The organism is Sinorhizobium sp. GQ132 (assembly GCF_059758575.1).
This window is the reverse complement of the sequence record NZ_JCAXDX010000001.1, coordinates 259,872-285,640: the sequence shown is the minus strand read 5'-3', so window position 1 is coordinate 285,640 and position 25,769 is coordinate 259,872. Positions and strand designations below refer to the sequence as shown.

General features: G+C 62.4%; 23 protein-coding genes. 15 read left to right on the top strand and 8 right to left on the bottom strand.

Going from position 1 to position 25,769, the window contains the following annotated elements; genetic code table 11:
• Positions 1 to 91: 91 nt before the first annotated feature.
• From guaD to AC6CIG_RS01185, 6 genes are all read right to left on the bottom strand, one after another.
• Entirely contained in the window at positions 92 to 1,408 is a 1,317-nt protein-coding gene (guaD, locus tag AC6CIG_RS01210) for a guanine deaminase (RefSeq protein WP_102762484.1), read from the bottom strand.
• Entirely contained in the window at positions 1,405 to 2,637 is a 1,233-nt protein-coding gene (locus tag AC6CIG_RS01205) for a urate hydroxylase PuuD (protein ID WP_102764508.1), read from the bottom strand. The genes guaD and AC6CIG_RS01205 overlap by 4 nt, the downstream gene beginning before the upstream one ends.
• 87 nt (positions 2,638 to 2,724) lie before the next feature.
• Positions 2,725 to 3,624 carry a LysR substrate-binding domain-containing protein gene (locus AC6CIG_RS01200; protein WP_164866828.1) on the bottom strand — a complete coding sequence of 300 codons (900 nt, stop codon included), beginning with the start codon at positions 3,622 to 3,624 and terminating at the stop codon, positions 2,725 to 2,727.
• A gap of 327 nt (positions 3,625 to 3,951) precedes the next feature.
• Complete coding sequence (xdhB, locus tag AC6CIG_RS01195) at positions 3,952 to 6,285, bottom strand: xanthine dehydrogenase molybdopterin binding subunit (RefSeq protein ID WP_018098330.1); 2,334 nt, start codon at positions 6,283 to 6,285, stop codon at positions 3,952 to 3,954.
• Between the two features lie 192 nt (positions 6,286 to 6,477).
• Positions 6,478 to 7,965: a xanthine dehydrogenase small subunit gene (xdhA, locus tag AC6CIG_RS01190; protein WP_018098331.1), complete on the bottom strand. Its 1,488-nt coding sequence runs from the start codon at positions 7,963 to 7,965 to the stop codon at positions 6,478 to 6,480.
• Between the two features lie 27 nt (positions 7,966 to 7,992).
• The gene (locus AC6CIG_RS01185; protein ID WP_018098332.1) at positions 7,993 to 8,769 is read right to left on the bottom strand and encodes a 3-hydroxybutyrate dehydrogenase; all 777 of its coding nucleotides are present in this window, start codon (positions 8,767 to 8,769) and stop codon (positions 7,993 to 7,995) included.
• Positions 8,770 to 9,066: 297 nt separating this feature from the next.
• On the opposite strand from AC6CIG_RS01185, the gene glpK reads away from it, so the two are divergent.
• The 10 genes from glpK (at position 9,067) to bacA (ending at position 17,631) form a co-directional block, all read left to right on the top strand.
• The gene (gene glpK, locus AC6CIG_RS01180; RefSeq protein WP_018098333.1) at positions 9,067 to 10,560 is read left to right on the top strand and encodes a glycerol kinase GlpK; all 1,494 of its coding nucleotides are present in this window, start codon (positions 9,067 to 9,069) and stop codon (positions 10,558 to 10,560) included.
• 214 nt (positions 10,561 to 10,774) lie between these two features.
• Positions 10,775 to 11,098, top strand: coding sequence for an ArsR/SmtB family transcription factor (locus AC6CIG_RS01175; protein WP_498322067.1), 324 nt, complete (start codon positions 10,775 to 10,777; stop codon positions 11,096 to 11,098).
• Complete coding sequence (locus AC6CIG_RS01170) at positions 11,095 to 11,526, top strand: SRPBCC family protein (protein WP_498322066.1); 432 nt, start codon at positions 11,095 to 11,097, stop codon at positions 11,524 to 11,526. The genes AC6CIG_RS01175 and AC6CIG_RS01170 overlap by 4 nt, the downstream gene beginning before the upstream one ends.
• A gap of 58 nt (positions 11,527 to 11,584) precedes the next feature.
• Positions 11,585 to 11,806 (top strand): hypothetical protein, encoded by a 222-nt coding sequence (locus tag AC6CIG_RS01165; protein WP_498322064.1) that lies wholly within the window; start codon positions 11,585 to 11,587, stop codon positions 11,804 to 11,806.
• Positions 11,807 to 11,816: 10 nt separating this feature from the next.
• Positions 11,817 to 12,284 (top strand): DUF1801 domain-containing protein, encoded by a 468-nt coding sequence (locus tag AC6CIG_RS01160; RefSeq protein ID WP_498322062.1) that lies wholly within the window; start codon positions 11,817 to 11,819, stop codon positions 12,282 to 12,284.
• Positions 12,285 to 12,311: 27 nt separating this feature from the next.
• Positions 12,312 to 12,743, top strand: coding sequence for a DUF1801 domain-containing protein (locus AC6CIG_RS01155; RefSeq protein ID WP_018098337.1), 432 nt, complete (start codon positions 12,312 to 12,314; stop codon positions 12,741 to 12,743).
• A 173-nt stretch (positions 12,744 to 12,916) separates the two neighbouring features.
• Positions 12,917 to 13,960, top strand: coding sequence for an LLM class flavin-dependent oxidoreductase (locus tag AC6CIG_RS01150; RefSeq protein WP_102764507.1), 1,044 nt, complete (start codon positions 12,917 to 12,919; stop codon positions 13,958 to 13,960).
• Positions 13,961 to 14,032: 72 nt separating this feature from the next.
• Positions 14,033 to 14,782 (top strand): type I methionyl aminopeptidase, encoded by a 750-nt coding sequence (gene map, locus AC6CIG_RS01145; protein ID WP_102764506.1) that lies wholly within the window; start codon positions 14,033 to 14,035, stop codon positions 14,780 to 14,782.
• Between the two features lie 168 nt (positions 14,783 to 14,950).
• A complete protein-coding gene (locus tag AC6CIG_RS01140; protein WP_164866826.1) occupies positions 14,951 to 16,216 on the top strand; it encodes an MFS transporter in 1,266 nt (421 codons plus the stop codon).
• Between the two features lie 152 nt (positions 16,217 to 16,368).
• Positions 16,369 to 17,631, top strand: coding sequence for a bacteroid development protein BacA (gene bacA, locus AC6CIG_RS01135; protein ID WP_033047727.1), 1,263 nt, complete (start codon positions 16,369 to 16,371; stop codon positions 17,629 to 17,631).
• A 9-nt stretch (positions 17,632 to 17,640) separates the two neighbouring features.
• Here bacA and AC6CIG_RS01130 read toward each other — a convergent pair whose 3' ends face one another.
• On the bottom strand, positions 17,641 to 18,645 hold the full coding sequence (locus AC6CIG_RS01130) for a polysaccharide deacetylase family protein (protein WP_498322061.1): 1,005 nt from the start codon (positions 18,643 to 18,645) through the stop codon (positions 17,641 to 17,643).
• Positions 18,646 to 18,804: 159 nt separating this feature from the next.
• On the opposite strand from AC6CIG_RS01130, the gene AC6CIG_RS01125 reads away from it, so the two are divergent.
• The 4 genes from AC6CIG_RS01125 to AC6CIG_RS01110 all read left to right on the top strand — a co-directional run bounded on the left by AC6CIG_RS01125 (position 18,805) and on the right by AC6CIG_RS01110 (position 22,473).
• Positions 18,805 to 19,389, top strand: coding sequence for an NnrU family protein (locus AC6CIG_RS01125; protein WP_018098343.1), 585 nt, complete (start codon positions 18,805 to 18,807; stop codon positions 19,387 to 19,389).
• Positions 19,390 to 19,475: 86 nt separating this feature from the next.
• Positions 19,476 to 20,144 carry a tetratricopeptide repeat protein gene (locus AC6CIG_RS01120; protein WP_018098344.1) on the top strand — a complete coding sequence of 223 codons (669 nt, stop codon included), beginning with the start codon at positions 19,476 to 19,478 and terminating at the stop codon, positions 20,142 to 20,144.
• Between the two features lie 118 nt (positions 20,145 to 20,262).
• A complete protein-coding gene (gene der / locus AC6CIG_RS01115; protein WP_018098345.1) occupies positions 20,263 to 21,693 on the top strand; it encodes a ribosome biogenesis GTPase Der in 1,431 nt (476 codons plus the stop codon).
• 324 nt (positions 21,694 to 22,017) lie between these two features.
• Positions 22,018 to 22,473, top strand: a complete 456-nt coding sequence (locus tag AC6CIG_RS01110; protein WP_033047739.1) for an RrF2 family transcriptional regulator — start codon at positions 22,018 to 22,020, stop codon at positions 22,471 to 22,473.
• A 72-nt stretch (positions 22,474 to 22,545) separates the two neighbouring features.
• On the opposite strand, the gene AC6CIG_RS01105 is transcribed toward AC6CIG_RS01110, so the two are convergent.
• Positions 22,546 to 23,742, bottom strand: coding sequence for an SfnB family sulfur acquisition oxidoreductase (locus AC6CIG_RS01105; protein WP_018098347.1), 1,197 nt, complete (start codon positions 23,740 to 23,742; stop codon positions 22,546 to 22,548).
• A 564-nt stretch (positions 23,743 to 24,306) separates the two neighbouring features.
• Here AC6CIG_RS01105 and AC6CIG_RS01100 point away from each other — a divergent pair.
• The gene (locus tag AC6CIG_RS01100) at positions 24,307 to 25,710 is read left to right on the top strand and encodes an FAD/NAD(P)-binding protein (RefSeq protein ID WP_102764504.1); all 1,404 of its coding nucleotides are present in this window, start codon (positions 24,307 to 24,309) and stop codon (positions 25,708 to 25,710) included.
• Positions 25,711 to 25,769: the final 59 nt, after the last annotated feature.

Here is a 25,769-nt window from a genome sequence, read left to right as displayed (position 1 = left end):
GACAGGCGAGCCCTTATCATGATTTCGGAGGACTTGTAATAGACGCAGAAAACAAGAGGTCAAAAAATATTACCTCTTGTTTCAGGGCTGCTCAATCTGCGCCAAGGGTTGATTTGCAAGGTCTTCCGGCGACGTAGGTCTCGACCACGGCGCGGTCGTCGCCCATCGTCTGCAGCAGAAAGAGCTCGTCGGCCAGCGAATTGACCACTTCGGCCCTGAGCGCCATTGCGGGCGTCGCCGCCATGTCGAGCACCGTAAGGTCCGCATCGGATCCGGGCTCGAGCGTGCCGATGCGGTCGGCGAGAGACAGTGCCTCGGCATTGCCGCGGGTCATCATGTAGAAGCTGTCGAAGGGGTTCAGCCTTTCGCCCTGCAACTGCAGGATCTTGTAGGCCTCGTCGAGCGTCTTCAGCATCGAGTAGCTGGTGCCGCCGCCGATGTCCGAGGCGACGGAAACGCGCACCGGTTTTTGGCGGCGCTTCAGCGCCCGCAGCGGAAACAGGCCGGAACCGAGGAAAAGATTGGACGTCGGACAGAAGACGGCCACAGAGCCGGTCTCGCTCATCGCATCCGCCTCGCGTTCGGAGAGGTGGATGCAATGACCGAACAGGCTTTTCGGTCCCAGCAGACCATAGCGGGCGTAGACGTCGGTATAGTCGGTCGCCTCCGGATAGAGTTGCGAGGTATAGGCGATTTCGTCGCGGTTCTCCGAGAGATGCGTCTGCACATGCAGGTCGGGAAACTCGCCGACGAGCGACTTTGCGACCTCCATCTGCTCCGGCGTCGAGGTGATGGCGAAACGGGGGGTGATCGCCACATGGTTGCGGCCCTTGCCATGCCAGTCGGCGATGACGGCGCGGGTCTCGTCATAACTCATTTCCGGCGTGTCCAGCAGGCCCTGAGGCGCATTGCGGTCCATCATCACCTTGCCGGCAACCATGCACATGCCGCGCTTCAGGCTCTCGGCGAAGAAGGCGTCGGCGGAAGTCTTGTGCACCGAACAATAGGCCGTCGCCGTCGTCGTGCCGTGGCGGATCATCTCGTCGAAGAAATGGCGGGCGATCCGCTCCGCATGCGCCGTTTCGACGAAGCGGCATTCCTCGGGAAAGGTGTAGGTGTTCAGCCATTCGAGCAGATCGGCCGCGTAAGAAGCCATTACCTGCATCTGCGGAAAATGCAGATGCGTGTCTATGAGCCCCGGCACGATCAGATGCGGCCGGTGATCGAGCTCGGAGACATCCTCGGGCGCTGCCGCCTTGACCGCTGCATAGGCGCCGGATGCCATGATCACGCCGTTCTCGACGAGAAGGGCGCCGTCGCTTTCGTAAGCATAGGCAGCACTGTCTTCGATGCCTTGAGGTTCGCGATGGAAGCTCAGCAGGCGGCCGCGAATGAGGGTGGATGTCATCGTGTCTCCCCGACGGCGCTTTCGAACCAGGCCGTCACCAACCTGCGCTCTTCCACCGTCATGTCGCTTATGTTGCCGGGCGGCATGGCATGGCTGCGCCCCGCCTGGATATAGATTTCCCGCGCACGGGCAGCAATTTCGGCGTCGCTTTCGAGCATGACGCCGTTGGGAGCCCGAACGATTCCTTCATAGACCGGATCGGCCGCGTGGCACATGCTGCAGCGGGTCGAGATCGTTTCCCGGACTGCGGGGAAATGCGCATTTTCCGCAAAGCGCCGGAAGGCCGGTGCCGTCTCGGCTCGTTCTTCTCCCGTCAGTATTTTCGGCGCCGTCGAGAGCCACATGATCAGGATGAACAGGAGTGTGGTGACGAGCCAGGTCCAGCTAGGCTTGCCCTTGCGCGCATGCGTGGTGTTGAACCAATGACGGATCGTCACGCCCATGAGGAAGACGAGCGCCGCGATGATCCAGTTGAAGGCCGTCGCGAAGGCGAGCGGATAGTGGTTCGAGAGCATGAAGAAGATGACGGGGAGCGTCAGGTAGTTGTTGTGCAGCGAGCGCTGCTTCGCCTGCGCCCCGAGCCGTGGATCCGGCGTGCGGCCGGCGATCAGGTCGGCGACCACGATCTTCTGGTTGGGGATGATGATCAGGAAGACGTTGGCCGACATGATGGTGGCGGTGAAGGCGCCGAGATGCAGGAAAGCCGCGCGGCCGGTGAAGACCTGGGTATAGCCCCAGGCCATGGCGACCAGGACCAGATAGAGCAGCGCCATCAGTCCCCAGGTGCTCTTCCCGATCGGCGATTTGCAGAGAAGGTCATAGAGGACCCAGCCGAGACCGAGCGAGGCGAGCGAGATCAGGATGGCGGTGGTGGCCGAAATGTCCAGGACATGCCGGTCTATGAGGAAGAGGTCGGCGCCCCCGTAATAGACGATGCAGAGCATGGCGAAGCCCGAGAGCCAGGTCGCGTAGGACTCCCACTTGAACCAGGTGAGGTGCTCCGGCATGGCGGCTGGCGCCACGAGATATTTCTGGATGTGGTAGAAGCCTCCGCCGTGGACCTGCCACTCCTCGCCATAGGCGCCCGGAGGCAGATGATCGCGTTTTACGAGACCGAGATCGAGCGCGATGAAATAGAAGGACGAGCCGATCCAGGCGATGGCGGTGACGACATGCAGCCAGCGGACGGCGAAGGCCAGCCATTCCCAGGCAATGGCGAATTCATACATTCGGGGTCCCTTTTCTCTCCGTTGACGCAGCTTGCGAGAAAAAGCCGAAACGGGAAAGGGGCGTTCTCGGCAATCCACTCTGCAGGTTCAGGCGCCGCAATCCTGATTGAACTCCGAAAGAATCCAGTCGCGAAAATTGCGGATCTTCGGGACATTGCGTCGGGCATGCGGATAGACCAGCCAATAGTCGTGGCCATCGCTGCCGCGCAAATCGAAGGGTTGATAAAGCCGACCGAGCGCGACGTCATCGGTATAGAATTGAGGAGTGAGGATCGCAACGCCTTGCCCGGCGATCGCGGCGCCTGCTTCGAAGGACTGGGCGCCGAGCCGTGTCGGAACCCGACCGTCGAGGTCCGCGTCGTGGACGCCGGCAGCGCGAAACCACTGCGGCCACCAGCGGTCTTGAGGGTCGATGATGCGCAGCTTCAGGAGGTCCCGCGGTTCATTCACGCCGCCGATCGTCGCGGCGAGCGCGGGACTGAGCATCGGCGTAAATTCCACTTTCATCAGCCGATGGCTGACGAGACCCGGCCAAACGCCCAACCCGGACCGGATTGCGACGTCCACTGCCTCCTTGCTGAAGTCGATCATCGCATCATTCGCCGACAGCCGAACGGCCATGTTCGGCTGGGCGAGCTGGAAGGTGCCGATATGGCGGGCGAGCCATTGCGAGGCGAAGGTCGCAGTCGAACTGATGAGCAGGGAGGACGCCGCGTCGCCGCGCGCGGAGGCGACCGCCTCCTGCATCAGTTCGAAGGCTTCCGTCACCTTCGGCGCCAGGCGTTGGCCGACTTCGGTCAGTGCGATCTGGCGGGGACGCCTCAGGAACAGCGGCTCGCCGACGCTCTCTTCGATGAGTTTGATCTGGTAGCTGACGGCCGTCTGGGTCATGCCGAGCTCGTTGCCGGCCTTGGTGAAGCTGCCGAGCCGGGCGGCGGCTTCGAAGACCCTCAGCGCATTCAGCGGGAACTGCTTCGACATCTTCATGGATAAGGTCTCTTGATGCATACAGACGGATGTTCGATTGGAATTCGAGCATCTTTCCCGGCATCCTGCAAGTCAACTTCACCGCTTGCAAAGGGTGCTCAGATGTCTTGCGATACATTGGAATATACTGAAAGAAAACCGCTCCTCTCGTTGAACGGAGCGATGCGGCTTGCCGCATCCGCCCTGCGGCGGGTGCGAGGGCGCAGCGCGCGGCTCGATCTGGAATCGACATCCGATTACATGAAGAGAGATTTGGGCTTCATGGATGGTCGCGAACCGCGGCCCGACGATGAAATCCTGCGATAGGGGGAATATCCTCGAGGCGGTTCAGGTCCCTCTAAGTCGCTCCACCGCCATCAGGACACGCTCGGGCGTTGCCGGCGTATCGAGCCGGGGGCACTCGCGATAGTCGGCGACGCTGGCGACGGCCATCGACAGGGCCTCGACCACCGAGATCGGCAGCATGAGGGGCGGCTCTCCCACGGCCTTCGACCTGCCGATCGTCTTTTCCGCGTTTTCCGACCATTCGGCGAGGCGCACGTTGAAGATCTTCGGCCGATCCGAGGCAAGGGGTATCTTGTAGGTCGAGGGCGCATGCGTCCTCAGCCGTCCCTTCTCGTCCCACCAGAGCTCTTCCGTTGTGAGCCAGCCCATCCCCTGGACGAAGCCGCCCTCGATCTGGCCGAGATCGATCGCCGGATTGAGTGAACGGCCCACGTCATGCAGCACGTCGACGCGATCGACCATGTATTCGCCTGTCAGCGTATCGATTGAGACCTCGGAAACGGCCGCGCCATAGGCAAAGTAGTAGAAGGGTGTGCCGCGGCCGGCGGCCCTGTCCCAGTGGATGCCAGGCGTCGCATAGAAGCCGGCGGCGGAGAGCTGGACACGTGCACCGTAGGCTTCCTGCACGAACTGTGCAAAGGGCACGAGCTCGTCACCGATCCTGACATGATTGGCGATGAAGGTGACGTTTTCGGCCGTCGTCTGCCATCGCTCGGCCGCAAAGGCGACGAGCCGCTCCTTGAGCTGACGCGCAGCGTCGAAGGCAGCCATGCCGTTGAGGTCGGAGCCGGAGGAGGCGGCGGTCGCAGACGTATTCGGCACCTTGCCGGTCGTCGTCGCGGTTATCTTCACCCGGTCGATGTCTATCTGGAAACTGTCTGCAAGGACCTGCGCCACTTTCGTATAGACGCCCTGACCCATTTCGGTGCCGCCGTGGTTGAGGTGGACCGAACCGTCCGTGTAGATGTGGACGAGGGCGCCGGCCTGATTCAGATGGGTGAGGGTGAAGGAGATGCCGAATTTCACCGGCGTCAACGCAATCCCCTTGCGGATCACGCGGCTCGATCTGTTGAATTCGATGATCGCCGCCCGGCGCGCCTGATAGTCGGCGCTCGCTTCCAGCTCATCGACGATCCGGCCGATGATGTTGTCTTCGATCTTCTGGTGATAGGGCGTGACGTTGCGGCCGGAATGCGCGTCGCCATAGAAGTTCAGCTTGCGGATTTCGAGCGAGTCCTTCCCGAGGGCGTAAGCGATCTCCTCGATTATCCGCTCGCCGCCGAGCATGCCCTGCGGCCCGCCGAAGCCGCGAAAGGCAGTGTTGGAGACCGTATTGGTCTTAAGTGGTTGCGAGGTGAGCTTCACATGCGGATAGAAGTAGGCGTTGTCCGCATGGAAAAGGGCGCGGTCGGTGACCGGGCCGGAGAGATCGGCGGAGAAGCCGCATCGCGCGGCATAATTCGCCTGGACCGCCTGGATGCGTCCCACCTCATCGAAGCCGACATCGTAATCGACCAGGAAGTCATGCCGCTTGCCGGTGGCGGTCATGTCGTCGTCCCGGTCCGGGCGGAACTTGACGGCGCGGCGAAGCTTGCGCGCGGCGACGGCGGCGAGTGCCGCAAACTGATTGCCCTGCGTCTCCTTGCCGCCGAAGCCGCCGCCCATGCGGCGGACATTCACCGTGACGGCGTTGGATGGAACGCCAAGTACTTGCGCGACCATACGTTGGACTTCGCTCGGATGCTGCGTCGACACCCAGACTGTCATTTCGTCATCCTCGCCGGGAATAGCGAGCGCGATATGGCCTTCCAGATAGAAGTGCTCCTGGCCACCAATTCGCATGTGCCCCTGGATGCGGCGGGGCGCCCGCTCCAGCTCGCCTTCGGCGTCGCCGCGCTCGAGTGTCAGCGGGGGGGTCACCAGTTCGCCGCCGGTTGCCACGGCATCGATGACATCGATCGCCGGCAGGAAGTCACGATAGGTGATCATGGCGAGCCGCGCGGCGCGGCGGGCGATGTCGCGCGTTTCGGCGATGACCGCGAAGGCCGGCTGGCCATGAAACTCCACCCGCCCGTCGGCTAGCACCGGCTCGTCGTGCAGATGGGTGGGGCTGATGTCGTTGGAATGCGGCATGTCCCTGGCGGTGATCACGCAAACGACGCCGGGCACTGCGGCGACGTCGGAGAGGTCCATCTCCAGGATTTCCGCATGCGCCCGGTCCGTGAGGCCGAGCGCGCCATGCAGCGTGCCGGCGGGTTCCGGCATGTCGTCGATATAATCGGCGGTGCCCGCCACATGCTTGTGGGCGCTGTCGTGACGGAGCGGTGCGTGCATCGGGCCGGTGATGGTGCTGACTTCGAGGGTGGACTTATCCATGCCGCGAGCTCCCATGCATGGAGAGGCCCCTCACCCGGCCAGCCGGCCGCCTTCTCGCCGTTTCGACGGGAAGAAGGGACGTTGCCGCGCCGCCCTCGTCTCTCCCCGCCTGCGGGGAGAGAATTAGGGTGAGGGGCCATTCCCACCAACCGGTGAGGGGCAATCTCGACTCGCCAATATCGCGACAGGCGCTCATGCCACCTCCTCGAACCGCTGAAGCTGCACCGTTTCCCCCATGCTCTCGAGAAAGAAGCGCATCAGCAGGTTTTTCGCCGCCAGCATGCGGTAGGCGCCGGTGGCGCGCCAGTCGGTGATCGGCTGGTAATCGGTCTCGAAGGCGGCTTGCGCCTTACGGATCGTCTCCTCGTTCCATTGCTGACCGACAAGGGCGGCTTCGACGGTCTTCGCCCGCTTCGGCGTTGCCGCCATGCCACCGAAGGCTATTCGTGCGCCTTTCACCCGGTCGCCGTCGAACGCCATGCGGAAGGCGCCGAGCAGGGCGGAAATATCCTCGTCGCGGCGCTTCGAGACCTTGTAGGCGGCAAAACGCTCGTCCGCGGGCAGAGCCGGGACGAAGAGGCTCTCGACGAATTCTCCGGGCCTGCGATCCTGCTTTCCATAGGCGATGAAGAAATCCTCGAGCGGAAGCGTGCGCTGACCGTCCTTCGAGCGCAGGGTAACCGTCGCGCCGAGAACGATCAGGGGCGGCGGGCTGTCGCCGATCGGCGAGCCATTGGCGATATTGCCGCCGATCGTGCCCATGTTGCGCACCTGGTCGCCGCCGATGCGGTCGAGCAGCCGGCCGAAGGACGGATAGGCTGAGGAAAGGGCCTCGTGCGCCGCCGTATAGCTTACGCCTGCACCGATCGTCAGCCCTGCTTTCGAGCTTTCGACCCGCTGCAGTTCGGCGATGCCGTTGATGAAGACCACCGGATTGAGCGAGCGCATCTGCTTCGTCACCCAGAGCCCGACATCGGTGCAGCCGGCGACGATCGTCGCGCTCGGATGATCCGAGAGAACGCCTGCAAGATCCGCAGCATCCACGGGTACGATCAGACAGTCCGCGCCGTTGCGGACGACGATCCTCTCCGTTTGCCCCAGCGCCTGGAGGCGCGCCGTAACCGCTTCCCGCGCGCGGGTGATCGGGTCGAAGAGAGCGGCCGGGCGCTCCGCCGCCGCGGCTTCCGCCGCGCGCACGATCGGTTCGTAGCCGGTACAGCGACAGAGATTGCCCTGCAGCGCCTTTTCTATCGCCGCGCGGCTTGGTTTTTCAGTGGTAAGCCAGAGCCCGTAAAGCGACATCACGATCCCCGGAGTGCAGAAGCCGCATTGGGAACCGTGAAAATCCACCAGTGCCTGCTGCACCGGATGAAGCGTGCCGTCTGCGGCGGCCAGGTGCTCGACCGTCACCACATGCGTGGCATTCAGCGATCCTGTGAAGCGGATGCAGGCGTTGACGCTTTCATAGACGAGGTTTTCGGCTCCGCCGCCGTCCCCCGAAAGCCGGCCGATGAGCACCGTACAGGCGCCGCAATCGCCCTCCGCGCAGCCTTCCTTGGTGCCGGTGAGGCGCCGCTCCAGCCTCAGAAAATCGAGCAGCGTCGCTGTCGGCGCCACGTCGGAAAGGGCGATCTCGGTGTCGTTCAGGATGAAGCGGATGCTCTCGGATGCCTGTGCCATGCCACTTCCTTGTCCCTGAGCCGTCGATTACTGCGCCGTCCAGCCGCCATCCATCGAGACATGCGTGCCGGTGATCTGGGCGGCATCGTCGCTTGCAAGATAAAGCGCCAGGGAGGCAACCTGTTCGACGGTAATGAACTTTTTCGTCGGCTGTCCCTTGAGCATCACCTCGTTGATCACCTGCTCCTCGGTGATGCCGCGCGTTCTCGCCTGATCCGGTATCTGCTTTTCGACGAGCGGCGTCAGAACGTAGCCGGGGCAGATCGAGTTCACACTGATGCCGTTCTCCGCCACCTCCAGCGCCACGGTCTTCGTCAACCCCATGATACCATGCTTGGCGGCGACATAGGCGGACTTGAAGGGGGAGGCCACGAGGCCGTGTGCGGACGCGATATTGATGATCCGGCCCCAGCCTTTTCTCTTCATCGGCGGAATGGCGGCGCGAATAGTGTGAAAGGAGGAGGAGAGGTTGACGGCGATGATCCGGTCCCATTGCTCGACCGGAAAATCCTCGATCTTTTCGACGAACTGCACGCCCGCATTGTTGACGAGGATATCGGCGCCGCCGAAGCGATCGGCAACCGTCGCCATCATGTCGGCAATTTCGGAGGGCTTGGTCATGTCGGCCGGGTGATGAAGCACCGTACCGGAGCTCAGGCCTGCGACTTCGTCCGTGACGGTCCTGATCTCGTCCGGTGCACCGAAGCCGTTCAGGACGATATTGGCGCCGGTCTTTGCCAGGGTCCGGGCGATCGCCAATCCGATGCCGCTCGTGGAACCCGTTATCACCGCAGTTCTGGTCATTCCCGCTCTCTCCGTCCTGATGCCGCACAGGTTATTGCGACGCAACAGCATCAGCCTACGCGCAAATGCGCGGCAGTGACAATTGTGTTTTTCCGCCCGGCGAAGCAGAGTCCCTGTCCGCGGGAGCACTTGGCAAAAGTTGCGTTTTGTTTTCGTTTGACATTCGTTTTTCTATCGTATTGAAGTCGTTCGAATGTCGCCCTCGAGGAAGGGCGAGGGGGCGGTATAAGGAAAGCGTATGCGGGCTTCCGCTCGCATTCCGGTCGGCCTTTTCAATCGCGTGCCGAGGAGGGGCATATGGGCGGATTTATTCTCGCGATCGATCAGGGCACGACGTCGACGCGCTCGATCGTTTTCGACGGCAACCAGAAAATCGCAGGCGTCGGGCAGAAAGAGTTCAAGCAGCACTTTCCGAAATCTGGCTGGGTGGAGCACGACCCGGAGGAGATCTGGCAGACGGTCGTCAGCACGGTCAAGGAGGCGATCCAGAAGGCCGGCATCACCGCGAACGATGTTGCCGCGATCGGCATCACCAATCAGCGGGAGACTGTGGTCGTCTGGGACCGCGAGACCGGCAAGCCGATCCACAATGCCATCGTCTGGCAGGATCGCCGTACTGCCGTATTCTGCGACAAGCTCAAGAAGAAGGGACTGGAAAAGACCTTCGTCAAGAAGACCGGCCTGCTGCTCGATCCCTATTTTTCGGGAACGAAGCTCAACTGGCTGCTTTCCAATGTGAAGGGTGCGCAGGCGCGCGCCGCCAGGGGCGAACTCTGCTTCGGCACCATCGACACCTTTCTGATCTGGCGGCTGACGGGCGGCAAGTGCTTCTGCACCGACGCGACGAATGCCTCGCGTACCCTCTTATACAATATCGCCGAGAATGCCTGGGACGAGGAGCTCACCGACATTCTGCGCGTGCCGAAGGAGATGCTGCCCGAAGTGAAGGACTGCGCGGCCGACTTCGGCGTCACGGAGCCCTCCCTCTTCGGCGCCGCGATCCCGATCCTCGGCGTTGCCGGCGACCAGCAAGCGGCAACGATCGGCCAGGCCTGCTTCAAGCCGGGCATGCTGAAATCCACCTATGGTACGGGCTGCTTCGCCTTGCTCAACACCGGCAAGGACATGGTCCGCTCGAAGAACCGTCTCCTGACCACCATTGCCTACCGCCTCGACGGCGAAACGACCTACGCGCTCGAAGGCTCGATCTTCGTGGCCGGTGCTGCGGTACAGTGGCTGCGCGACGGGCTCAAGGTGATCAAGGCGGCCCCCGATACGGGCTCGCTTGCCGAAAGCGCCGATCCCTCGCAGGAGGTCTATCTCGTGCCGGCCTTCACCGGCCTCGGAGCGCCCCATTGGGATCCGGATGCGCGGGGCGCGATCTTCGGCATGACGCGCAATACCGGCCCGGCAGAGTTTGCGCGGGCGGCACTCGAGGCGGTCTGCTACCAGACCCGCGACCTGCTGGAGGCCATGCACAAGGATTGGCGCCGCAACGGCAATGATACGGTCCTGCGCGTCGATGGCGGCATGGTCGCCTCCGACTGGACGATGCAGCGCCTTTCGGATCTGCTCGACGCTCCGGTCGACCGCCCGGTGATTCTCGAAACAACGGCGCTTGGCGTCGCCTGGCTTGCGGGCAGCCGCGCCGGCGTCTGGCCGAACCAGGAGGCGTTCGCCAAGTCCTGGGCCCGCGACCGCCGTTTCGAACCGGATATGGACGAGGCCACGCGCAAGGTGAAGCTCAAGGGCTGGCGCAGCGCGGTCAAGCGGACGTTGATTGCGGCTTGAATAGGCCGCTGTCTGTCTACGATGCGAAGGCGGCACCCCTCCTCTGCCCGGCAGGGTAGGGGTAGGATATCGATCACAATTCAACGCATCGCTATCAGGGTATTGTTTCCGGTGCTCCGTGGTAAGCTGGGTAAGGTTTCGAACGAACGCCCTTGACTCATTCATAGCTCGTTGGCTATAGATAAATTTATAGCCAACCGGGTATATATCCCAGATGTCCGACACGCACGACATGCTCTTCAGAACGCTTGCCGATCCCACTCGGCGGGCTCTCTTCGAGCGGCTGTGCCGCGAAGGGGAAAGGACGGTCGGGGCTCTGACGGCTCGCGCAGGTGTCTCGCAGCCGGTCGTCTCCAAACATCTCGGCGTCCTGAAGCAGGCTGGGTTGGTGCGCGACCGCCACGAAGGCCGCCACACCTATTATAGCGCGCAACTCGGTGCGCTCGCTCCGCTGGTCGACTGGACGCGTGACATGGCCGGTTTCTGGCAGAGCCGCTTCGACGATCTCGAAGACCTATTGAAAAGGATGGACCAATGAACGAAACGCCGAGCGAAACACGTTCCGTCGTCGTCGAGCGGGAGATCGCTCATCCGCCGGAGAAGATCTGGCGCGCGCTCACCCAACCACACCTGATGGAGGAGTGGCTGATGAAGAACGATTTCAGTCCTGTCGTCGGGCACCGTTTCAACCTGCGCGGCGAGTGGGGTGGCGTGTTGGACTGCGAGGTCCTCGTCGTGGAGCCGAACAAAAAACTGAGCTACGCCTGGAATTTCGCCCATGAGGATCCGGCCTACGACTTGAAGAGCGTGGTGACCTTCACCCTCGTCCCGACAAGCACGGGAACCCAGCTGCGCATGGAGCAGGTTGGATTCCGGCCGGATCAGCGGCAGGCCTATGGCGGCGCCAGGGCCGGATGGCAGCAGTTCTTCGAAAATCTGGAGCGCGTTCTCGCGGGTATGAACTGAAACCCGACCGTCGGGCCGGTGCGGGCTCGCTCGCTTCATGTCAATGGGAGATCATTCAATGGATTGGAACGCCTGGATACGTCAGATCCACCGGTGGTTGTCCATCGTCTTCACGGTAACCGTCATCGCCAACTTCGCGGCCATGGGATTGGGAGAACCTCCTGCATGGGCGGTCTATTCCCCGCTGCTGCCGCTCTTCCTGCTGCTGTTCACCGGCCTCTATATGTTCGTGCTACCCTATGCCGCGAGGAGGCGCAGCGGCCGGCCCGCGGCGCAATGAGGTGAAGACGATGGTCGGCAAGACGCCCGGGAAGAGCAGGAATTTTGCGAAGAAGGCCGCCGCCGAGCCGGCCTCGGGACGGCCGACCCTGCTTTCGGGCGGCAACCCCCAGATCGCGAAGGGCTATGGCGATGCTCCCGTGCAGGCCTACATCACGGCGATGCCGGGCTGGAAGAGCGATGTCGGGCGGCGCCTCGATGCTCTGATTGTTGAGGCCGTTCCCGGCGTGCACAAGGCGGTCAAGTGGAACTCGCCTTTCTACGGTGTCGAGGACAATGCCTGGTTTCTCAGCTTCCACTGCTTCACCAAATACATCAAGGTGACGTTCTTCCGCGGCGCTGCGCTCGATCCTGTGCCGCCTGGCAAGTCCAAATATCCGGAAGTACGCTACCTCGATGTTTACGAGGGGCAACTCGACGAAGCTCAATTCTCCGCCTGGGTAAGGCAAGCCAGCCGATTGCCCGGCGAACGTATGTGAGCCACAACCATCAGGAAAGTGAAGACCATGGAGAACAGGACGAGCGGTTCGAACGAAGCGACTCCCTCCAAACTGATAGATGCTAAAATCGATGCTCTTGACGATTGGCGCGGCGAGACGCTCGCCAGGATCCGGAAACTCATCCAGCAGGCCGACCCGGATGTGATCGAGGAAGTAAAGTGGAGAGGGGTCCCCGTGTGGGAACACGCCGGGATAATCTGCACCGGCGAAGTCTACAAGGCGGTCGTGAAGACGACCTTTGCCAAAGGTGCCTCGCTGGAAGACCCTTCGGGCCTTTTCAACTCCAGCCTGGAAGGCAATACGCGGCGCGCGATCGATTTCCGTGAGGGCGAGAAGATCGATGAAGAGGCGTTCATCGCGCTCGTTCGTGCCGCGGTGGCGCTGAACACATCAGCACGCACAGGCGCCCGTTCGCAGAAGAAGCCGAAGAGCGCCTGACCCCAGCGGACATCAGCGGGAAACAGTGCGTTTCCCAAAGGCGCATTTGCGACCTGGTCCTGCGCAGATTATCTCTAGCCTCACGCTAGATCCAATAAGTTGAGGCGCGGAATGCGGGCGGGGAGCCTCACACACTTTTCCTCATCGCGCGCAGACCTCGCAGGAAGCCAGTCATGGAACTCGGACTCTATACATTCGCCGACGTCGATCCGAACGCAGCCGACAAGGGAGCCGAGGGGCGCCGGCGTCTGGCCGATCTCCTGGAGGAGATCGAGCTTGCCGATCAGGTGGGCCTCGACGTTTTCGGCCTCGGCGAACATCACCGGCCCGACTATGCGGCGTCGGCACCGGCGGTGATCCTCGCGGCGGCCGCCGCACGCACCAGCCGCATCCGGCTGACGAGCGCGGTCACGGTGTTGAGCTCCGACGATCCCGTCCGCGTCTTCCAGCAATTCGCCACCCTCGACCTCCTGTCGAACGGACGCGCCGAGATCATGGCCGGACGTGGCTCCTTCATCGAATCATTCCCGCTCTTCGGCCAGTCGCTGGACGATTACGACCAGCTTTTCGCCGAAAAGCTCGATCTCCTTTTGGCGCTGCGCGATCGTGAAAGGGTCACCTGGTCGGGTGCGCTGAGATCTCCGATCAACGATCGGGGCGTCTATCCGCGCCCGCTGCAGGACCCGCTGCCGCTCTGGATTGCGGTCGGCGGAACGCCGCAGTCGGTTGCGCGTGCCGGTGCGCTCGGCGTGCCGATGGCGCTTGCCATCATCGGCGGCGAACCGGCACGGTTTGCGCCGCTCTTCCAGCTCTACCGCGAAGCTGCGCGCCGTTCGGGGCAGGATCCGTCGAAGCTGAAGACGAGCATCAACGTCCACGGCTTCATCGCCGATAGCACGCAAGAAGCTGCAGATCAGTTCTATGGGCCGCAGGCCGAGGTGATGAACCGCATCGGACGCGAACGCGGCTGGGGGCCGACCAACCGAGCCCATTTCGATCAGGCGATCAGCCCGACGGGCAATCTCTTCCTCGGCGATCCGGAAACCGTTGCCAGGAAGATCGTTGCGCATCGGAAGCTCTTCGGAAACGACCGCTTCCTGCTGCAGATGGCGATCGGCCCGATGCCGCATGACCGGATCCTGCACGGCATCGAGCTTTACGGCACCAAGGTCGCGCCTCTGGTACGCGAGATGCTGGCGGAGGAGCGCGCTTCCTAAGCCGACCGCTTCCGGCGGCACTGGCATATGCGGCGTCGTAGCGCTAAATGTGGCCGCGAAAGCGAGACATCCATGACCCTCAACAACGACGAAGACCTCGAAAGGCTGAAGGAAATCGGCCGGATTTGCGCCAATGCGCTACAGGCGATGGGCGAGGCGCTGGAACCCGGCATAACCACGGCCGAGCTCGACGCGATCGGCCGCAAGGTGCTGGAGGAGGCAGGCGCCCGTTCGGCACCCGAGCTTTGCTATGATTTCCCCGGCGCGACCTGCATCAGCGTCAACGAGGAGATCGCCCACGGCATACCCGGCCGCCGGGTGATCCAGCCGGGCGATCTCGTCAATATCGACGTTTCCGCCGAAAAGGGCGGGCTCTTCGCCGATACGGGGGCGTCCTTTCCCGTGCCGCCGGTCAAGACCGAGATCGACCGGCTCTGCCGCGACGGCAAGCGGGCGATGTGGGTGGGTTTGAAACAGGTCAAGCCAGGCCAGTCGCTTGCCGCGATCGGCAATTCGATCGGCGAGTTCGCGCGCAAGAACCGCTACTCCCTCGTCGCCAATCTGGCGAGCCACGGCATCGGCCGGTCGCTGCACGAGGAACCGAGCGAAATTGCAACCTGGCCGGACCCGTCCGAGCGCCGGCGGATGACCGAGGGCATGGTCTTCACGGTCGAACCCTTCCTGTCCATGGGGGCGCAATGGGCTGAAGGAGGCAACGACGACTGGACCCTCTACAGCGAACCTCGCGCACCGACTGTCCAATATGAGCACACGGTGGTCGTCACCCGCAGCGGGCCGCTGGTCGTGACGCTGCCGGCTTAGGCAACTTAGGAGAAGTGTGCGACGGAAGGCTCTCCCCCTCTGCCCGGCAGGGCAGAGGGGGGTATCACACCCGCTCCCGCTTTTCTCAGCGCAGATCATTCGATTCCATCAATGAACCGTTCAATTATAATGATTTGCCGCTCTCTTGCTGCGATGCAATAAGGGGGCATGAGCACTCTCCAGAGACGGCAGGACCGCGAACCGGCGCCCAGGCACTCGACAGAGCCGAGCGGCTTTGAGTCCGCCGGCAGCGGCTCGAGCGGAAGTCTCGCAGCGACCGCGATCGCCGGTGCGGTCGCCATGGCGGTGGCCATGGGCTTCGGCCGGTTCTCCTATACGCCCATCCTGCCGGCGATGATGATCGACACCGGCCTTTCTCCTGCTGATGCAGGCCTGGTCGCCTCGGCGAATTTCATCGGATATCTCGCAGGCGCGGTGCTTGCCGGCTATGGCTGGGCGCAGGGCCGCGAGCGCGGGGTCGGCCTCGCGGCTCTCGTCGCGACGACCGTGCTGCTTGCCGCCATGGGACTTACGTCCTCGGTGCTTGCCTACGCAATCATTCGCTTTCTTGCGGGTCTGGTGAGCGCCTTTGCGATGATTTTCATCTCGGGGATAGTGCTGGGGCAGGGGCTCGCTGCCAGATCCGAGCACGTGCCTTCGGTGCATTTCGGCGGCGTCGGTTTCGGCATCGCGCTTTCCTCCGTCGTGGTCTGGATCGCGCCGCTCGCAGGCATCGCGGACCTTTCGAAGTCGCAGGCCGACTGGTTCGCTGGCGGTCTGGTCGCGCTGGCGGGTACGGTTCTGGTGGCCGCGATGCTGCCGTCGAGCCGTCACGCCGCCATCGGCGGTCCACCGGAGGCGCGGCTCGTCCGCTCTCGGCCGCTCATGACGATGACGCTGACCTACGGCCTTTTCGGGTTCGGCTACGTGATCACTGCCACGTTCCTCGTTGCAATGGCCCGCGACGCGAGCGGCGGCCACAGCATCGAGTTTCTTTCCTGGCTGATCACCGGAGTCAGCGCCGCCCTGTCGGTTTATCTCTGGCGCTTCGCCATGCCGCGTCTCGGATTGGCCGGGGTCTATGCGGCCGGATTGCTGGTCGAGGCGGCAGGCCTCATTCTGACGGTTTCGTTGCCTTCCCCCTTTGCGCCGCTCGTCGGCGGGCTGATGCTGGGCGCCACCTTCATGATGGTCACGGCCTATGGACTGCAGATCGGACGACAACTCGCCCCCGAAAGTCCGCGCCGGGCCCTCGCCTTCATGACCGCTGCCTTCGGGGTCGGCCAGATCGTCGGGCCGCTGGTCGCCGGTTGGCTTGCCGAGCGCACCGGAAGTTACGCTTTGCCGACCCTGGTGGCGGCCGTCGTTCTCATGATCTGCGGGATCGTCGTCCTCGCCGAATTGCGCCGGATAAGTGAAGCCCTGGCACGATGACGGGTCCTCACTAAGCCGGGCAGGCAGCGTCGGCAGCCACATGAAATAACAGTAACATTCGCATTCCGTAATTGTTGCGCAATGTGATTTGCCCTAGTTTCGGCGCATCAGGAGGCAAGTCCTTGACCTCCCCGAAACGAGAGTGCCGTCCCTTGTTCCAATCCTTCTTTCCCAAGCCGAAGCTGTTTTTCATATCTTCCGCCGTCTGGAGCCTGCTCGCCGTCCTTGCCTGGTATGCCGGGGGGCGGGACATTGGCGCCTACGTGGGCTTGCCGCCGCTTCCTCCAGGACAGGAACCCGTCATCGGCGTTTCCGTTTTCTGGTCGACCCCCTTTCTCTGGTTTTACATCTATTATGCGGTGGTCTCAGGATTGTTCGCCGCGTTCTGGTTCGCCTACAGCCCGCATCGGTGGCAGTATTGGTCGGTACTCGGCACGGCGCTGATCATTTTCAATACCTATTTTTCGGTTCAGGTCAGCGTCGCGATCAACGCGTGGTACGGCCCGTTCTATGATTTGATCCAGCAGGCGCTGGCGCGTACGGCGCCGGTCACCGCAGGGCAGCTCTATTCGGGAATGGTCGGATTTTCGGGCATTGCCTTCGTGGCGGTGACGGTCGGTGTGCTCAACCTCTTTTTCGTCAGCCATTACATCTTTCGCTGGCGTACGGCGATGAACGAATTTTATGTCGCGCATTGGCCCAGACTGCGCCACGTCGAAGGCGCATCGCAGCGTGTGCAAGAGGACACAATGCGCTTCTCCAGCACAGTCGAGAGGCTGGGTGTCGGTCTTGTCAGTTCTATCATGACGCTGATCGCCTTTCTCCCGGTTCTCTTCAAGTTTTCCGAACAGGTGAACGTCTTGCCCATTGTCGGCGAGATACCGCACGCCCTTGTCTGGGCGGCCGTATTCTGGTCGGTCTTTGGTACGGTGTTCCTGGCCGCAGTCGGCATCAAGCTTCCGGGACTGGAATTTCGCAATCAGCGCGTCGAAGCCGCATACCGGAAGGAACTGGTCTATGGCGAGGACCATGAAGACCGCGCCGATCCGATAACGCTCGCGCAGCTCTTCGACAACGTCAGGCGCAACTATTTTCGCCTGTATTTCCATTACATGTACTTCAATATTGCCCGCATTTTCTACCTGCAGGCCGACAATCTCTTTGGCACTTTCGTGCTGGTCCCGGCAATCGTGGCGGGAAAGCTCACACTCGGCGTCATGAACCAGGTGCTGAATGTGTTCGGGCAGGTGCGGGAGTCATTCCAGTATCTCGTCAATTCCTGGACGACCATCGTCGAGCTGCTGTCGATCTACAAACGCCTCAAAGCCTTCGAGGCGGTGCTGGTCGACGAGCCGCTGCCGGAGATCGACCGGCAGTTCATCGACGCTGGCGGTCAGGAAGAGCTGGCTCTGTAACGGCGGGCATCAGAAGGCGGAGCGATCCGCCTTCTTTCTTGCAACCTCGATCATCGGCAACGCCTCGGCATAGCTGACGCAGGCGACGTCCGGCTTGTTGCAGGTCTCCGAGAGAAAGCGATCGAGCGCCCGCCAATAGGCGCCGCCGTTCATCTCGACGAAGTGGAAGCCGAGCTGAAGAGGGATCCGCTCGCCTTCATATTCCTTCAGGAAGGCATTGCGGAACGCCGCAAGCGTCCGCTCCTCGAAGCGGACGCTGTCCTTTCTGTTCTCGACTCCCATCGAATGGCGGACGAAGAGATTGTAGTCCATGCCGATAACCGGCCGGTGGGAAGGGCCTTCGGGAATGAGCGGCAGGCCGAAGCGCGGCAGACCGTCGGCGAAGCTGGGCCAGCCGGGCCCTTTGGTGACGAGGCCCGCATCATAGCTGAAACCGAACGCTTCGAGTGCAGGCACCAGGCCGTCGCTGAGTGACAGATAGGGGGCGCGAAAGCCCTTTATGCCGTTCTTCGCGAAATCGGCCCAGCCTTCCGGCTCGGCTTCCGGCTTGCCGGCCCTCTTCCAGGCTTCGGCGAGCGCCGCGCGGAACGCTGAAAACTCCCGCTCCCAATCGGCCTTGCTCCAGCCTTTGCCGTCGAAATGGCCGCAGGCGTGGCTGCCGAGGTCGTGACCATCGCGATGCGCCTGCCAGATATGGCCGACGCGGATCGCGATCTCTTTGCGGCTTTGCGCGAAGCCGACATTCGAGCGTCCCTGCTTCTGTCCGGGCGCCCGGTAGATCTGCTTCCCGTCGGCCTTCGTCATCAGGAAGGTGCAGGAGAGGAAATAGGTGAAATGCGCGCCCGTTCGCCTTGCCAGGGCAAGGCTTTTCTCCCAAAGCGCATTGTCGTGCGCGCCGTCGAAGGAAATGACGACGAGCTGTTTTCCGTTCGGCGACGGGGGTGCCGGCGGCGGATCGGCGAGGGCGAGAGCGGGAAAAAGAGCGAGTGATAAAGCCAGGAAAATACGAATCATGTTTCAACTGTGACGTTTGGTTTCGTCGCAGTTGTCCGGAAATTGCGGCAATCCTTTGATTGGGCTGGAAAATCGGCGCTATCGAAGGTAGTGCGTAGTCAGGTGGATCGGCAAAGCGCGGCGCTGTAGCGGTCCGATATCTCGAACAAGCGGTGACCCATGGCCATACTCGTTCTCGGCATCATCATATTTCTCGGCATGCACCTCGTCCGCGTGGTTGCGCCCGGCTTTCGTGCCGGCATTATCGAAAGCCGCGGCAAGGGCACATGGATGGGGCTCTATACGATCGTCAGCCTCGTCGGCCTCTGTCTGATCATCTACGGTTTTGGTCAGGCGCGTGGCGAAACGGGCATGCTCTACGATCCGCCGATATTCCTGCGCCATATCGCCCTTCTGCTGATGCTCGTCGCCTTCATCGTGCTTGCCGCCGGCTTCCTGCCGGCTGGCCGCATCGCCGTCGCGCTCAAGCATCCGCAGGTCCTCTCGATCAAGATATGGGCGCTGGCGCACCTCCTTGCGAATGGCGAGACGTCCTCGGTTCTGCTTTTCGGTTCCTTTCTCGCCTGGGCGGTGATCCTGCGCATCTCGTTGAAACGGCGCGAGCGCGCCGGTGAGAAGGTGCTTCCCGTGTTTAAATCGACGCGCAACGACGTATTGGCGGTTCTTATCGGCCTCGTCGCCTTTGTACTCTTCGTCTGGAAGCTGCATGAGCTTCTGATAGGCGTTCAGCCGGTCGTTCTCTAAATGTCGATCTCCCCCTTACATAAGGCGTAAAATCGGGTAGAACGCGCCAACTTCTTCACATCAGGGCCGGGCGGCCGGGACGGGACATGGTAAACCAGGACGATAGCTTTATCCGCGAGGTCAATGACGAACTCCGTTCGGACCAGATGAAGGCCGTCTGGACGCGCTTCGGCGGTATCATCATCGGGGTTGCCGTTCTGATCGTGCTCGGCACCGTCGGCAAGGTCGGATACGATTATTGGCAGGAGGCCTCTTCGTCGCAATCGGGCGACACCTTCCTCGCGGCGCTCAACCTTGCCCGGGAGAACAAGTCGGACGAGGCGCTCGCCGCTCTGACCGAGCTCGAAAAGGACGGTTACGGATCCTATCCGGTTCTGGCGCAGTTGCGCCTTGCGACGCTGCAGGCGCAAAAGGGTGAAACGGATGCGGCAGTCGCGGCGTTCTCCGAGATCGGCAGGGATACGCGTATTCCGGCCGCGCTCCGCGATGCGGCGCGGCTGCGTGCGGCCTATCTGCTTATCGACGCAGGGTCCTACGAGCAGGTGTCCTCCGAGGTCGAGCAACTGGCCGTTCCGCAGAACGCCATGCGTCATTCGGCGCGCGAGGCGCTCGGCCTTTCGGCCTACAAGGCAGGTGACTATACCAAGGCGAAGAGCTGGTTCCAGCAGATCGTCGACGATGCGCAAAGCCCGCGCGGCGTCATGAATCGGGCGCAGATGCTGCTGGATGTGATCGCGTCGACAGGCAAGGCCTGACGCAGGCATGTCGCCCAAAAGTGCGCAGCGGTTTTGGGAGAACGACATGCACAAAAACAGAAACTTGAAGCGCGTCGCGTGACCACTGAACGCGAGGCGCTTTAGCACGGATGTCAAGATGAGCTTCACCGTCGCCATTATCGGGCGCCCCAATGTCGGCAAGTCCACCTTGTTCAACCGCCTGGTTGGCAAGAAGCTGGCGCTCGTCGACGATACGCCGGGGGTTACCCGCGACCGGCGTCCGGGCGACGCGAAGCTGGTCGACCTCAAGTTCCGCATCATCGATACGGCCGGTCTCGAGGAATCGTCACCAGACAGCCTGCAGGGGCGGATGTGGGCGCAGACGGAGGCGGCCATCGACGAGGCGGATCTCTCGCTCTTCGTCGTCGATGCCAAGGCCGGCCTGACACCGGCAGATCAAACGCTCGGCGAGATGCTGCGCCGCCGGGGCAAGCCCGTCGTCGTCGTCGCCAACAAGTCCGAGGCCCGGGGCTCCGAAGGCGGATTCTACGACGCCTTCACGCTCGGCCTCGGCGAACCCTGCCCGATCTCGGCCGAACACGGCCAGGGCATGCTCGACCTGCGTGACGCGATCGTCGCCGCACTCGGCGAGGAGAGGGCGTTCCCGCCGGCGGAAGACGTTGCCGAGACGAATGTGGATATCCGCCCCGTTGCCGGTGAAGGTACCGAGGACGAGGAGGTCGAGCCCGCCTATGATGAGACCAAGCCGCTTCGGGTGGCGATCGTGGGCCGGCCGAATGCCGGAAAATCGACTCTGATCAACCGGTTCCTTGGCGAAGACCGGCTGCTGACGGGGCCGGAGGCCGGCATTACCCGCGACTCCATTTCTGTCGAATGGGACTGGCGCGGCCGCACCATAAAGATGTTCGATACGGCCGGCATGCGCCGCAAGGCGAAGGTTCAGGAGAAGCTCGAAAAGCTTTCGGTTGCGGATGCGCTGCGGGCGATCCGCTTCGCCGAGACCGTCGTCATCGTCTTCGACGCCACGATCCCTTTCGAGAAGCAGGACCTGCAGATCGTCGATCTGGTGCTGCGCGAGGGGCGTGCAGCCGTGCTTGCCTTCAACAAATGGGATCTGGTCGAGAACTGGCAGGCACTGCTTGTAGATTTGCGCGAAAAGACCGAGCGGCTGTTGCCGCAGGCGCGCGGCATCCGTGCAGTGCCGATTTCCGGGCACACCGGCTACGGCCTCGACCGTCTTATGCAGGCCATCATAGAAACGGACAAGGTCTGGAACCGGCGCATCTCCACGGCGCGCCTCAACCGGTGGCTGGAAACGCAGCAGGTGCAGCATCCCCCGCCGGCCGTCTCGGGCCGCCGCCTCAAGCTCAAATACATGACGCAGGTCAAGGCGCGGCCACCGGGTTTCATGATTTCCTGTACACGTCCCGAGGCGGTGCCGGAATCCTACACCCGCTACCTCATCAACGGCTTGCGAAACGACTTCGACCTGCCGGGCGTGCCGATCCGCGTGCATTTCCGCGCGTCGGAAAATCCCTTCGAGTCGAAGGCACGCAAAAGGCGCTGAGAGCTCCGGCGGCAGCAAAAGAACTCACGATTCGTTTCGCACTGCGGCGCTTTTTGATGCCATCTACCGCTCTAATAGAGTAAATCTATGTAGCAGGTGAATTGATTTCCTTGCCGCCAAATTAGGCTTGATCTATAACTGAATCCTAGGATGCCGACGTTGGCGAGCCGTGGCAGATTGGCTCGGCAGGCTGGGAAACGGCACTTGGCTCGGCGAGAATTGGACGATCCGCGTCGTCGGGATCGATGTGTCTGGGGCGCGGTCGCGGATGAAGATCGCGTGCTTTTCTCGTTTGCCGCGATCCGTCTCGAAAGCGATGTTCTCATGCTGACAAAAAAAGGAAAGTACGGTTTGAAGGCGATGGTCGATCTTGCCCAGCTTCAGCCGGGCGAAACGGCTTTCATCACGGAAATCGCCGTTCGCAACAACTTGCCGAAGAAGTTTCTCGACACGATCATGCTCGAACTCAGGAATGCCGGCTTTCTTCGCTCGAAGAAAGGCCCCGGCGGCGGCTACGCGCTGGCGCGGCCCGCATCCGAGATCCGCGTCGGTCAGGTGATCCGCACGCTTGACGGGCCGCTGGCGCCGATCCGTTGTGCGAGCCGCACCGCCTATGAAGTCTGCGATGACTGTTCGGATCCGGAAACCTGTCACGTGCGCCGTTCGATGATCGTCGTGCGCGATGCCGTGGCCGACATTCTCGACAACATGACGCTCGCGCAATTTGCAGCAAGCGAGAGAGAGGCCGCCGTAGCGCCGCTTCTCAGCGAAGCGGGCTGAGCGCGGAGGGTGCGGTCCCCCCGCGGCAGACTTAGGTGTACGTCCGTTCCTCATCAATGCGAGCGTTCATCCTCACAGTGACCCGCTGCGCGGCTTTACGCCCTTGAGGTGGTAGTTGCCGACAAGGTGATGTTTCCAGCGCACCGGGTCCTGCAGCGTGTGAGCGCGGGCGTTGCGCCAATAGCGGTCGAGATTGAGCGCAACTTTCGCAGAGGCGGAGCCGGCGAGATCGAAAAGCGCATTGGCTGCCTCCAGCGCGGCCGCGGCGGCAAGGACCTTGGCGGCGGTAACCGAGAGGCTGGCTTCGACCGCGTGTTCCTCGGTCGGATCGACCTGAGCGGTATCGACCTTGCGACCGGCATGCTCGATGAGCGCGGTGGCGGCCTCGATGCGTATTGCGACTTCGCCGACCCTTGCGATCGTCAAAGCATCCTCCGATGCCCGCTCCAGCACATCGCTCTTGGTTGCTGCCGCGTTGCGGACGAGATCGAGGGTCTCTCGGAACGCTGCCCGCGCGATACCGAGATCGACGCCGGCATGGATGATCTCGCCGACGGAACCGATCGTATTCGGTCGCTCGAAGCCGCGGTGATGCGGCACGACAGAACCGAGATCCACGTGAACGTCTTCGAGGACCACCGTGCCGCTGCCGGTGACGCGCTGCCCGAAACTGTCCCAGTCGTCGATGATCCGGACGCCGTCCGTCGCGCGCGGAACGAACGACATGGTCATGCGGCCGGCGGGATCGAGCGCGGAGATGGCGAGCCAGTCGGCGAAGAGAGCGCCCGTGGAATATTGCTTCCGGCCGTTGATCTGGTACCCGGCGCCATTCCCGGTGATCCGGGCTTTTTCGTCGCCGCTTTCCGAAAGTGCGCTGCCGAAGCGGTCGCCTGCCATGGCGCGCCCGAAGAAGAACCGCTTCTGTTCTTCGGTGGCATGCTGACGCAGCGCCTCGAGGACGTAAAAGTGGCCTTGCGGGATCTGACCAATGGAGCTGTCGGCCTCCGCCAGGATCGCCGTTATCTCGGCAAGCACGACGTTGGAGACGTCGATGCCCTCGTATTCCGATGGAATGCTGATCGCCAGCAGTCCCGATTGGGCCAACTGGTCGAGTTCGTCGTGAGGAAGGACGCGCTCCAGATCGCGCTCGATGGCGCGGTCGGAGAACCGGAGCGCGAGCTCCCTTGCAATCGCCAGGGCCTCTTCCTCGCTTTCGATGCGGTGCGGCGTCGGCTTGGTCTTTCCGGCGAATTGCGAGATGTTCCCCATCCTTGTCCCTCCGTGGAGCATTGCCGCCGCCCCTTAGTATGGAGCAGGCGCTATTTTCTTCCAGTCCCTCCAGGAGGCGGTCGCGCAGGTGGACACCCGGTAGGGGCTCGCTTTGGAAAATGAAAAATGCCAAGCAGAATCAATGAATTGTGTGTAACGACGGCGCGCCGTCGCCGTTACCTTTAGAAAAATAGCTTGCCGTTGGGGGCATTTGCAATAGAATACAAAAATTATAGACTACTTCCGAAAAGGATGACCATCTGGCCGAAACGCTGCTGCATGTTTCTTACGTCGGAGCCGATTTGAGGGTACAACATGCAAGAATTGGAAGTCCTGCAGCGGTCATTGCGCGCGCTAGGCGGTATTCGACCGGAGTTTTATTTCGCTTGAAGCGGGAGGGAGGCGGCGCAAGGCGTTCTTTGGCTGGCGCGTCGTCCCGGAAAATCCCGACGGGCGAGCGGTATACGAGCCCGTGAAATTCATCAGAGCTTTTGTGTGTCTCGAAGTCCTGCTTAAGAGTTGCCCCGACCACGGAGCGACAGCCAGCTCGCGAAAGGAGCTCACATGACCGTTCGTGGATTGTTTGCCGGCAGGTCAGCGGCGGCCGCCTCGTCCTCGCAGCCGGAAATTGCAATCGTCGGCCGTGGATTTTCCGGCATCATGATGGCGATCGCGCTGATGAAGTCGATGCGGGGATCTTTTCACCTCACCATGTACGACCCGCATCCATCGATCAGCGGCGGCCAGGCTTTTTCCGCGGCGCAGCGCTGCGAGATCCTCAACAGCCGGGTGCGCGACCTCTCGGTCGCGGCTGGCCAGCCCGACGATTTCAACGACTGGCTTTGCGCCAATGATGAGTTCCGAACAGCCGTTCCGGCGGCCATTCCCGGCTTTCGGCAGATTTTCGTGCCGAAAGGAATCTTCAGCGACTACGTGCATCAACGCTTTTCCGAGGCGCTTGCCCGACGTTCCGACATCACGGTGAGGTTTTCCCACGAGCAGGTCACAGGTTTGCGCCAACTCGCAAGCGGTCGCTTCAGTCTTGTGCGTGACGGCGGACATGACGCATGCGACATCGTCATTCTTGCAACGGGCTTCGGCGTGCATCCGCGCGACCTCGAGGTTTCTGACGAGGAGCGACCGCTTGTGCGGACGCGCCGCCTCGTCGACCCGCGCCACGCGGTCCTGCTCGGCAGCGGCATTCGCGTGGTCGACCAGCTTTTCCAGATGCGCGATAACGGTTATGCGGGAGAAATCACGCTCGTTTCGCGCCACGGCTTCCTGCCGCAGGCGCATACGCAGCTCGCAGCAGCCCCGAGTTTCCCGGTCGATCCGATGCCGCAGGGCCTGCGCCGGATCGTTCGGTTCGTGCGTCAGGCCTGCGCCGAAGCCGAGGCGAAGGGGCAAAGCTGGCAGTCGGCCATGAACGGCCTGCGCCGGCGGGCGCGCTCGCTCTGGCAATCGCTCTCGGCGCAGGAAAAGCGGCAGTTCAACCGCCACCTGCGGGCCATCTACGACAGCCACAGAAATCGCCTCCCGGCGGCTGTCCACGCGCGGCTGCAGCAGGAACTTGCCGAGGGGCGGACCGTGCTTCGCCGCGGACGGGCGGGGCGGCGCCTGCCGGAAGGCATCATGGTGCGCTGGGCGGGTCGGCATGCCGAGGAACTGCTCAGGGCAGATCAGGTGATCGATTGCCGCTGTTCCGCCCCGGAGCTTGATACGCCCTTGCTACGGAGTCTTTTTGCGGGTGGGCTTGCCGAACCCGATGAACTCGAGCTCGGCATCGCGGTCAGTCCGACGGGAGAAGTCTTGAGCCCGTCCGGACGCACGCCGAACCTCTTCGCGATCGGTCCGCTCGGATTGGGAAGCCTGCCCGACATCGACCTGGTCCCTGAGATCGTTGCCCAGACCTATGCGGCAGCACGGCTTATCGCGACAGGCAAGCGGCTGGCGCTGAAAGCCGGATAGACAGGACCGCGGCGGCCGGAATGGCGGCCGACGAATGCCGGTCATCCGGCCCGCTGCAG